Here is a 7,675-nt window from a genome sequence, read left to right on the forward strand (position 1 = left end):
GTCAATTACCTAATTTTCAGGGAAAAAGTCCCTGAATTTTCCCCCCAATCACTCCAAGGGTCGGCACTTTTTGAGGGAAAAAAAGTCTAAAAACCTTGTTGGATAAGGTTTTTAGATTTATTCAGCAAACCCTATTTAAAAAAGGCTATAGATGAAGACCGTTTATCAGATCGCCCCCTATTCCCATGAATCGCTTAATTTTATTAGATTCGGGTCGATTAGGTATGGTAACAAATCCCAAGGCCAAAGGACTTCCGCTCGCTTGTCAACAGAGGCTAAAAACGCTTCTAAAACGAGGTGAACGATTTGCGATTCCTGAGATTGCAGATTATGAAGTCCGTCGAGAACTGCTCCGTGCGAATTTATTAAAAAGTGTCCGTCGTCTCGATCATTTAACACAAACCCTTGAATATATTCCTATCCAAACAGATACTATGTTGTTAGCTGCAAGTCTTTGGGCAGAAGTCAGAAAAAGGGGACAACCCACTGCCGATCCCAAGGCATTAGATGGGGATGTTATTCTAGCTGCTCAAGCACAAATATTGGCCAATGAGACGGCAGAAGTAATTATTGCGACAACCAATGTTGGTCATTTGATCCGATTTGCTACAGCATTGAATTGGCAAGATATTGATTAATTGGGCATGGGCAATCACTTTTTTAGATTTCATAATTTGTGATCGCCGAAGAGTGTAGGTTAGTGATCTTGTAGGTTGGGTTGAGGTAACGAAACCCAACACCAGCAAGGGTTACGCTACCGCTAACCCATCCTACAAATAATTGTGCCTCCCTACTTACCCCTAGGGACAATTCATCAATTGCCCCTACGGGCAGCGTACCTGCGTAAGTCCTTTAGGGACTTGCGTGGGAATAATATCCCAGCTTTGAAAATCGCTCTGTAGAAGAATCAGACCAGCCAGATGGCACATTATCAAAGCGCAAGTCCCTTAGCTGCAGGGGTTCTCGAAGGCTCTCCCCCTACTTAGGGTGATCAGCAAACCCCCGCAGCGCGTAGGGCGCAAGCTTTGCGCCCCTACAGTAACGGATTTTGTCCACAATGTAGGGGCGAACTGCGTTCGCCCAAAAGGTACATTATCAAAGCGCAAGTCCCTTAGTTAGATTCAGTGGGATGCCTACGGCACTGCATAGCAGCACGCCACTCGCTGAAAGCGCACCGAAGGTGATCTTGTAAATTGGGTTATCTTTAATTAAGTTTCTCCCTTACTTAAATTATTACAAAACAATTGAATTTCATTGATTATGGTTTGATAAGAATTAACAATTTGATGGGCGATGATTAAAACCTTTTCCTCATCTAATTGGCAAGAATAAGCACTTCTCACCAGATGACGAAACCGCCGTAACTCATCCAAAATGACCCTTGTTTCTTCTGTGATAACCGCTTTTCTCACCTTAGGTATATCAACAGACATTTGCTCTAATAAATCTCGATGCCATTTATCCCCCGTTGGGAATCTTTGATCAATTTTTTTAGCAATAACCTCAAAAATACGCTCGATTCCAGTATAAACTCCATGCAAATTAAGCGCAATAGAATTAATTAATGTGTTTTGATACATGACATCCGATTGATTAGATAATTCTATTAAAAATATCTCTAACTGTTGCAGAGCTTGAAGAATTTTCTTGATTTCTTGATTAATTCTATCTTGAATTAGTAAATTATTCATAGTTCAATACCCTGAGCAATTGCCTCTAAAATATAAGGATGAGCCTTTTGAACTTCTACTAAATCCACCTCAAAATCCTGTCCATTATCTAATTCTGCGATCGCTTTAAAATAATCTTTCTCTGGTAAATCCCAAACCGCTAAATCAAGATCAGAATGGGGAGTTATTTCTTCATAATTTAACAATGAACCAAATAAAACAACTTTCGTGACTCCATACTTCTCTTTAAGGAGACTAGCACATTTTTGAGCAATTTTTAACCCTGCTTGTTGCCGTTGTTTCATCTCTAATAGAAATTGTTCACGGTTTGCTCTCGCTGCTAAAACTTCAGCAATAATCTCTTGTTTTCGTTCTTCAGTTAACTGTGTCATTATGATTACCCCTAAATCATTGAATATCAATAGTTTCTATGATAGCAATTTTTGTGATAAGCGATCGCCGCTCTTGTCGGTTGGGTTGAGGCAACAAAACCCAACAATATTTTATTTAAGGTGTGTTACTTCGGTGACATACCTTTTATCTATCAGTCATCAGGAGAGCTTATTTATTTTCTGCTTAGATCAGTTAAAATTGAGGAATGATCGGCCTAGAAATTGGGTTTATCTTCGTACTTAACCTTAACATGAGAGTGTAGGCTGGGTTGAACGATAGTGAAACCCAACCGTATTTTATCTATTCCTTGCTGAGATTCAGTTAAAATTGTAGCGTTATCACCATGAGTTAGATAGAACCCAACATCCATGATCATCTCTCTCAAAGAGGCCCAGGCTAAACTCCCCGAACTGATTGACAATCTCAAACTGGGGGAAGAATTGTTAATCACCGACAACAATCGTCCGATTGCCCAATTAATCGGGCAAATACCCACATCGCCCCAACGTCCGCGCCCCGGACTATGTCAAGGAATGATTACCATCGTAGCTGATGACGAAGAACATTTGCAATATTTTTTGAAAACTTAAATAGAGATTTAACATTATGACTAAATTAGATATAGCTCAAGCTAAATCCGATCTCTCAAAACTTCTCGATTTGGCAATTAACGGAGAAGAAATCGTTATTATGCAAGGCGACGAGCCAGTGGCCAAAATTTCCCCCATCAAACGACCCTTAAAACGAGGAAGTGCTAAGGGAAAAGTATGGATGAGCGATGACTTTGATGAACCTCTTGAAGACTTTCAAAATTACAGGGAATGACTTTTTTATTGGACACACATATTTTTCTTTGGTTTGTTAATGACGATCCTAGATTAAGTAATGCTCTCAAAGATTTAATTGAAGATGAGAACAATTTTAGTTATCTTAGTATCGCCAGTCTTTGGGAAATGTCTATTAAATATAATTTAGGAAAGTTAAGGTTAGTTCCTTCCTATGAAGAGTTTATTGAGAAAGAAGTGAACGAAAGTAGGATTGTTTTACTAAATCTTGAACTAGAGCATCTAAAAATTAATGCTTCTCTACCTTTTCACCACAGAGATCCTTTTGATCGCATTATTATTGCTCAATCTATGGCTGAAAATCTCCCTATCATTACAAGTGATTCAATTTTCAGTCAATATTCGATTGCGCTTATTTAGTGTAACTCAACAAATGAAAATATTATTGATCTTAGATCAAGATGAAGGAATAGCTCCCAATGATCCAGCCACTTCTTCTAGATTAGATTGAAACAACGAAACCCAAAACTAATAAAGGTGTGTTACTGTGGTGACATACCTTTTATCTATCAGGAATCAGTTTGCTTATCCATTTCTGGCTAAGATCAGTTAGAATTGAGAAGTTATCAGCCTAAAAATTCGTTTTATCCTCGCGCTCATAATACAATGTAGAACAAGCTTCTACTTTGTCAGGGATAAAATACCTGTACTTTGTTAATTCTCTATGTACCCTATAATGACCATTAAGTCTTAAACTAGGAGAAAAACTGATGGAAAAATTGATTCAATTACATATTGAAAAGCTACCCGAAGGCGTCTATTTAGCAACCTCCGATGACTTACAGGGATTAGTTGCACAAGGGAAAACCCTTCAAGAAACCCTAGAAATTGCCAGAGATGTCGCTCATCAATTAATCGAAGCTAAAAAACAACGCAATCAAATTGATAATTTAAAAGATATAGAAGATGATTTTTACTACCCTTTCGTTATCTAAACAGATTAAAAGAAAAAATGGGAAGATTATCAGGATTTCGGTATCATTGATATTATAAAAAGACTTAAAAAGCTTGGTTTTGTTTTAGATCGCCAAGCCGCAGGTAGTCAGGAAATTTGGTACAATCCAGAGACAGAGAACTATACAACAATTTCTAATCATTCTGGTGATCTACCAGAGGGGACTGTAAGAGCTATTCTCAAACAGACTGGTATTAGTCCAGATGATTTTTTAAAAACAAAATAAAAACTTAATTTGTAACCATTCAGTTATAATATCCTCTATCCCAAAGCATTACATCCACATGGGAAAAGGATTTAATTCATCTTCTGTCAAAGCTTCTTTTAACCATCCCATGCTAACAGGAACATCATACAATCTTCCTGCCCCTAAACGCTTCCACATATGACGCATTCCGGGGACAATAACCTTAGCTACCCTTAAACCAATATCAGGACGAGTCTGATCTAATACTACTAACATTTCCATCCCTTTTGACTCAATCTCTATAATTTGATTGATTAATTCATTTGTTCTACCTAAGAGATTACGCCATTATACCATAAAGTGACCTTTTGAATCTAATATAAATCTAATATAAATCTCATAAAAAGTTAATATTCTGCTCAAAAAAACATATTAGAAAAGTATTAGTTTTAGAGATTGCCATTACCCCAAATAAAACTTATTCTGGTATCAAAGGTGATTGAAGCAATCACTTTTAACCCCAAAGACAAGGATTTTGCTTAAGGCATTATGGCTAACTCAAAAAATTCAGAAAAGGATTTTTGAGAACGTCTTAAGGGTATAAACAAACATACAACTATCAGAAGGAGAACACTTATGTCATTACTATACGAAGTAGAAAATCAATGGGGGGGCGATGATGCATCTTGGCATAATGGTGGTACATGGGTTATGGGTTGTCGCCCTCGTCAGAACCTTATTGCCATAAATATTAAGTCTGACGATGGGGGAAAAACTTTTCATGGCAATATGACCTATGCGAGAGAAGGACCGATTGGTTTTCGAGCTACTTTATCCGACGGCAATAATTATTTTGTTGAAAATCAATGGGGGGGCGATGATGCACCTTGGCATAATGGTGGCCAATGGATTATTGGTGGTCGATCTAAGCAAAATGTGGTTGAATTAAACCTACAATGTGATGATGATTATGATGGTACTCTAAATGGAACTGTGACTTATAATGGCGAAGGTCCAATTGGTTTTAAAGGGACGATGATCGATTGTTAAATTTAGTGTGATCGCCTTTCTCATCAGGTGTGTTACTTCGGTGACGCACCTTTTACCTATCTATAAAATATCCTATCCCAAAGCATTACATCCACATGGGAAAAGGATTTAATTCATCTTCCGTTAAAGCTTCTTTTAACCATCCCATGCTAACAGGAACATCATACAATCTTCCTGTCCCTAAACGCTTCCACATATGACGCATTCCGGGGATAATTACCTTAGCTACCCTTAAACCAATATCAGGACGAGTCTGATCTAATACTAACATTTCCATCCCCTTTGACTCAACAATTCGCTGACACAATTTAACATCTTCTAATAAATCATCACTGGCTAATTGTAAATAATCATTACTTTTTTTCGGTATTATTTTACTATCGGTAACTAAATAAGATTGATTGCTTAACCTTGCCGTTTGCCACCATTTAACCGCCAAAGGATCCGCAGAAGGATTATAAATTGTTGTCCCATCTTCCTTAAAAGATAACACATTCGGTAAGATTTGATTAACCTCAGTTAACGCTCGACTAATGGCAATTTTCGGATCAAAATGCGCCCCATATCCTAATAAAATATCCTCCACTTCCCGCTCCTTTCTCGGACTAATAGCAGCAAAACAAGGGATATTCAAATCGCTAGTAATATCTAACACCCATAGCTCCCGATTTAACCCCTCATAATATTGCTTTAATTGCTCAAAATATGGCTCATTAAAGCTCTCTAAATTAACGGAGGGTTTAACTAATTGGTTATACCACCATAAAGCCACACAATCTCGTTCCACTAACTCCATAAATCCTTGTAAAATCGCTTCTTCTATCGTATTTCCTGCGGCGCAGCCATTAGAATCTGCCCAACAATCTAAGGGTTCAGATTGAGAATAACCATAGTAACAATATCCCGTCGGTAAATACTTAAAATCTTGAGCAGTTAAAGACCATACAGGAGTCCAATCAATGATTCTAGTTTCATCAAAAGGTTCAGGGACTTTTTGAAACCATCCTTGATTATTCGCATTCCATTCTTCTCGATGTTGATATTGTTTTTCACTAAAACTCATACATTTGTTAGGATGAATAGCTTTATCTCCTAACTCTTGATAACTCGCTTTTTCTCTGATTTCATTCCCTTGAAAAACTCCCGAATACCGCTCAATAGCTTCACAAAATCCACTTGCTTTTGCTTGACTATCTGTACGGCCTTTTCCCGCACTTCTACCTCCAATATTTTGCCGTAAACTGGCTAAATCATCAAAGACGCTACGAAAATGATGTTTCGCTACATAAGTATGAACTAAAGCATTCCCTTGTATCTTATTTAATTCTCGCACAATTCCCGTAATAGGACTGATAAGATGTTGATAGGTTCGTAAGGTTTCTTCAGGAGAACAAAAACGATGTCCCCCATCACTGGTAAAAGCCTTTTTTCGATGTCCCAAAACCACAGGTAAAGGTGTTTTATTCAGAGAATATCCACAACTAGGACAGTTCGGACGTTTAACTAAAATATGCTCTTGAAATTGTAAATTTAAAGTATCATAAGTCATTAGTATTCCTTCTAAACGTTGATTTTTACCTTGAATAATCCATTTAAAAACCTCCATAGCCGTCATATTTAAAACTGTCTGCATTGTCGCTGAAGAAAACCCTAAAGGAGAAATTAAAGAAATCTTATTTTCTCTCTGTCTAATGATAAATTCCTCCACGGGACGATTATCTCGTAATCGTTGAGCCAAACAATGCCAACAACCAGTTTTATCGGGATAAAATAAGGGACCAATCCAGGCTAGGTTTCCTAGGGGATTAACTAATAACCAAGGCTTTTGCGAGACTAAAGCTTGTTGATTAATACTATCTAAATCAGGATGAAGATAATTATCGGTTAAAATAATGGTTAAATCCCCTTCATCTGCGACTTGAACTTGCAAGGAATTCAAAATATTGATCAAATCTTGCTGGGGAATTGAGCCTAGGCTTTTAACCGTAACCTTCAGAGATTGTAATCGTTCAAAAGCTTGGGATAGAGAAACCTGAAGATGATGGCATAAAATTGCTAAATTAGACGGCAATAATTCTTTTTTTTCTAACAAAAACCCTCGTTGATATAACTGAAAAATCGCTTTTTGAATTGCCAGACTATAATTAATAATAACTGCAAACAAATTAGGATTATTGGGATTGATTTCTTGATTTTGTAAAAATTCTAACTGAAGAATATCAATAATTTCATCAAGATTACGTTGACCATCAATTAATCTTACTAAACGATAATAAAGCGGCTCTTGGAAACAGATTGATTCTCGCTCAGATAGAAAAAATACCGTATTTGGTTCTAAGGTTTCAATTGAGTAGGCAGGATTCCAATCAAGCTGGTTGAACACAATTTTTACTCTCTTTTTAAGGGATAGTTAAGGTTGATTATATACCTATAATTTGACATCCTCGCCGCCGTAAAACGGACGGCGATTCCTCACCACGCCACTTTTTTAGGGTGGTCGCGTCAATGGGGTTGACGCAGATAGCGAAAAACGCTTAATTGCTTAAGTCTGACACTTTCGACCCGTCCGTTTTCA

At 37.4% G+C, this 7,675-nt stretch carries 10 protein-coding genes and 1 pseudogene; 7 read left to right on the top strand and 4 right to left on the bottom strand.

What is annotated here, in order from left to right; translation table 11 throughout:
- Positions 1–224 precede the first annotated feature (224 nt).
- Entirely contained in the window at positions 225–638 is a 414-nt protein-coding gene (locus tag IM319_RS09770; protein ID WP_287735462.1) for a hypothetical protein, read from the top strand.
- A 570-nt stretch (positions 639–1,208) separates the two neighbouring features.
- On the opposite strand, the gene IM319_RS09775 is transcribed toward IM319_RS09770, so the two are convergent.
- Together IM319_RS09775 and IM319_RS09780 are read right to left on the bottom strand one after the other, a co-directional pair.
- Positions 1,209–1,691 (bottom strand): hypothetical protein, encoded by a 483-nt coding sequence (locus tag IM319_RS09775; protein ID WP_287735463.1) that lies wholly within the window; start codon positions 1,689–1,691, stop codon positions 1,209–1,211.
- Complete coding sequence (locus IM319_RS09780) at positions 1,688–2,062, bottom strand: nucleotidyltransferase family protein (RefSeq protein WP_287735464.1); 375 nt, start codon at positions 2,060–2,062, stop codon at positions 1,688–1,690. Before IM319_RS09780 ends, IM319_RS09775 begins: the two co-directional genes overlap by 4 nt.
- Positions 2,063–2,431: 369 nt before the next feature.
- Between IM319_RS09780 and IM319_RS09785 the strand changes: the two genes are divergently transcribed.
- The 5 genes from IM319_RS09785 to IM319_RS09805 all read left to right on the top strand — a co-directional run bounded on the left by IM319_RS09785 (position 2,432) and on the right by IM319_RS09805 (position 4,089).
- Positions 2,432–2,653, top strand: coding sequence for a type II toxin-antitoxin system Phd/YefM family antitoxin (locus IM319_RS09785; RefSeq protein ID WP_287735465.1), 222 nt, complete (start codon positions 2,432–2,434; stop codon positions 2,651–2,653).
- Between the two features lie 16 nt (positions 2,654–2,669).
- On the top strand, positions 2,670–2,888 hold the full coding sequence (locus tag IM319_RS09790) for a type II toxin-antitoxin system Phd/YefM family antitoxin (RefSeq protein WP_002738737.1): 219 nt from the start codon (positions 2,670–2,672) through the stop codon (positions 2,886–2,888).
- Positions 2,885–3,268: a type II toxin-antitoxin system VapC family toxin gene (locus IM319_RS09795; protein WP_002757635.1), complete on the top strand. Its 384-nt coding sequence runs from the start codon at positions 2,885–2,887 to the stop codon at positions 3,266–3,268. The genes IM319_RS09790 and IM319_RS09795 overlap by 4 nt, the downstream gene beginning before the upstream one ends.
- Positions 3,269–3,618: 350 nt before the next feature.
- Positions 3,619–3,843: a type II toxin-antitoxin system HicB family antitoxin gene (locus IM319_RS09800; protein WP_287684040.1), complete on the top strand. Its 225-nt coding sequence runs from the start codon at positions 3,619–3,621 to the stop codon at positions 3,841–3,843.
- Positions 3,844–3,897: 54 nt separating this feature from the next.
- Complete coding sequence (locus IM319_RS09805) at positions 3,898–4,089, top strand: type II toxin-antitoxin system HicA family toxin (RefSeq protein WP_287684046.1); 192 nt, start codon at positions 3,898–3,900, stop codon at positions 4,087–4,089.
- Between the two features lie 48 nt (positions 4,090–4,137).
- On the opposite strand, the pseudogene IM319_RS09810 reads toward IM319_RS09805, so the two are convergent.
- Positions 4,138–4,347: pseudogene (locus tag IM319_RS09810) on the bottom strand (YcaO-like family protein); the annotation flags it as partial.
- Between the two features lie 339 nt (positions 4,348–4,686).
- Here IM319_RS09810 and IM319_RS09815 point away from each other — a divergent pair.
- Positions 4,687–5,100 carry a lectin OAA gene (locus IM319_RS09815; RefSeq protein WP_287684038.1) on the top strand — a complete coding sequence of 138 codons (414 nt, stop codon included), beginning with the start codon at positions 4,687–4,689 and terminating at the stop codon, positions 5,098–5,100.
- Between the two features lie 85 nt (positions 5,101–5,185).
- Here IM319_RS09815 and IM319_RS09820 read toward each other — a convergent pair whose 3' ends face one another.
- The gene (locus IM319_RS09820) at positions 5,186–7,483 is read right to left on the bottom strand and encodes a TOMM precursor leader peptide-binding protein (protein WP_287735466.1); all 2,298 of its coding nucleotides are present in this window, start codon (positions 7,481–7,483) and stop codon (positions 5,186–5,188) included.
- Between the last annotated feature and the right edge of the window lie 192 nt (positions 7,484–7,675).

The sequence above is a fragment of the Microcystis sp. M113S1 genome (assembly GCF_020246945.1).
Lineage (GTDB): Bacteria > Cyanobacteriota > Cyanobacteriia > Cyanobacteriales > Microcystaceae > Microcystis.

Excerpts from the sequence above, each read along its gene's own strand:
- IM319_RS09770 (WP_287735462.1), top strand. The coding sequence starts at position 225 with ATGGTAACAAATCCCAAGGCCAAAGGACTTCCGCTCGCTTGTCAACAG.
- IM319_RS09775 (WP_287735463.1), bottom strand. The coding sequence starts at position 1,691 with ATGAATAATTTACTAATTCAAGATAGAATTAATCAAGAAATCAAGAAA.
- IM319_RS09780 (WP_287735464.1), bottom strand. The coding sequence starts at position 2,062 with ATGACACAGTTAACTGAAGAACGAAAACAAGAGATTATTGCTGAAGTT.
- IM319_RS09785 (WP_287735465.1), top strand. The coding sequence starts at position 2,432 with ATGATCATCTCTCTCAAAGAGGCCCAGGCTAAACTCCCCGAACTGATT.
- IM319_RS09790 (WP_002738737.1), top strand. The coding sequence starts at position 2,670 with ATGACTAAATTAGATATAGCTCAAGCTAAATCCGATCTCTCAAAACTT.
- IM319_RS09795 (WP_002757635.1), top strand. The coding sequence starts at position 2,885 with ATGACTTTTTTATTGGACACACATATTTTTCTTTGGTTTGTTAATGAC.
- IM319_RS09800 (WP_287684040.1), top strand. The coding sequence starts at position 3,619 with ATGGAAAAATTGATTCAATTACATATTGAAAAGCTACCCGAAGGCGTC.
- IM319_RS09815 (WP_287684038.1), top strand. The coding sequence starts at position 4,687 with ATGTCATTACTATACGAAGTAGAAAATCAATGGGGGGGCGATGATGCA.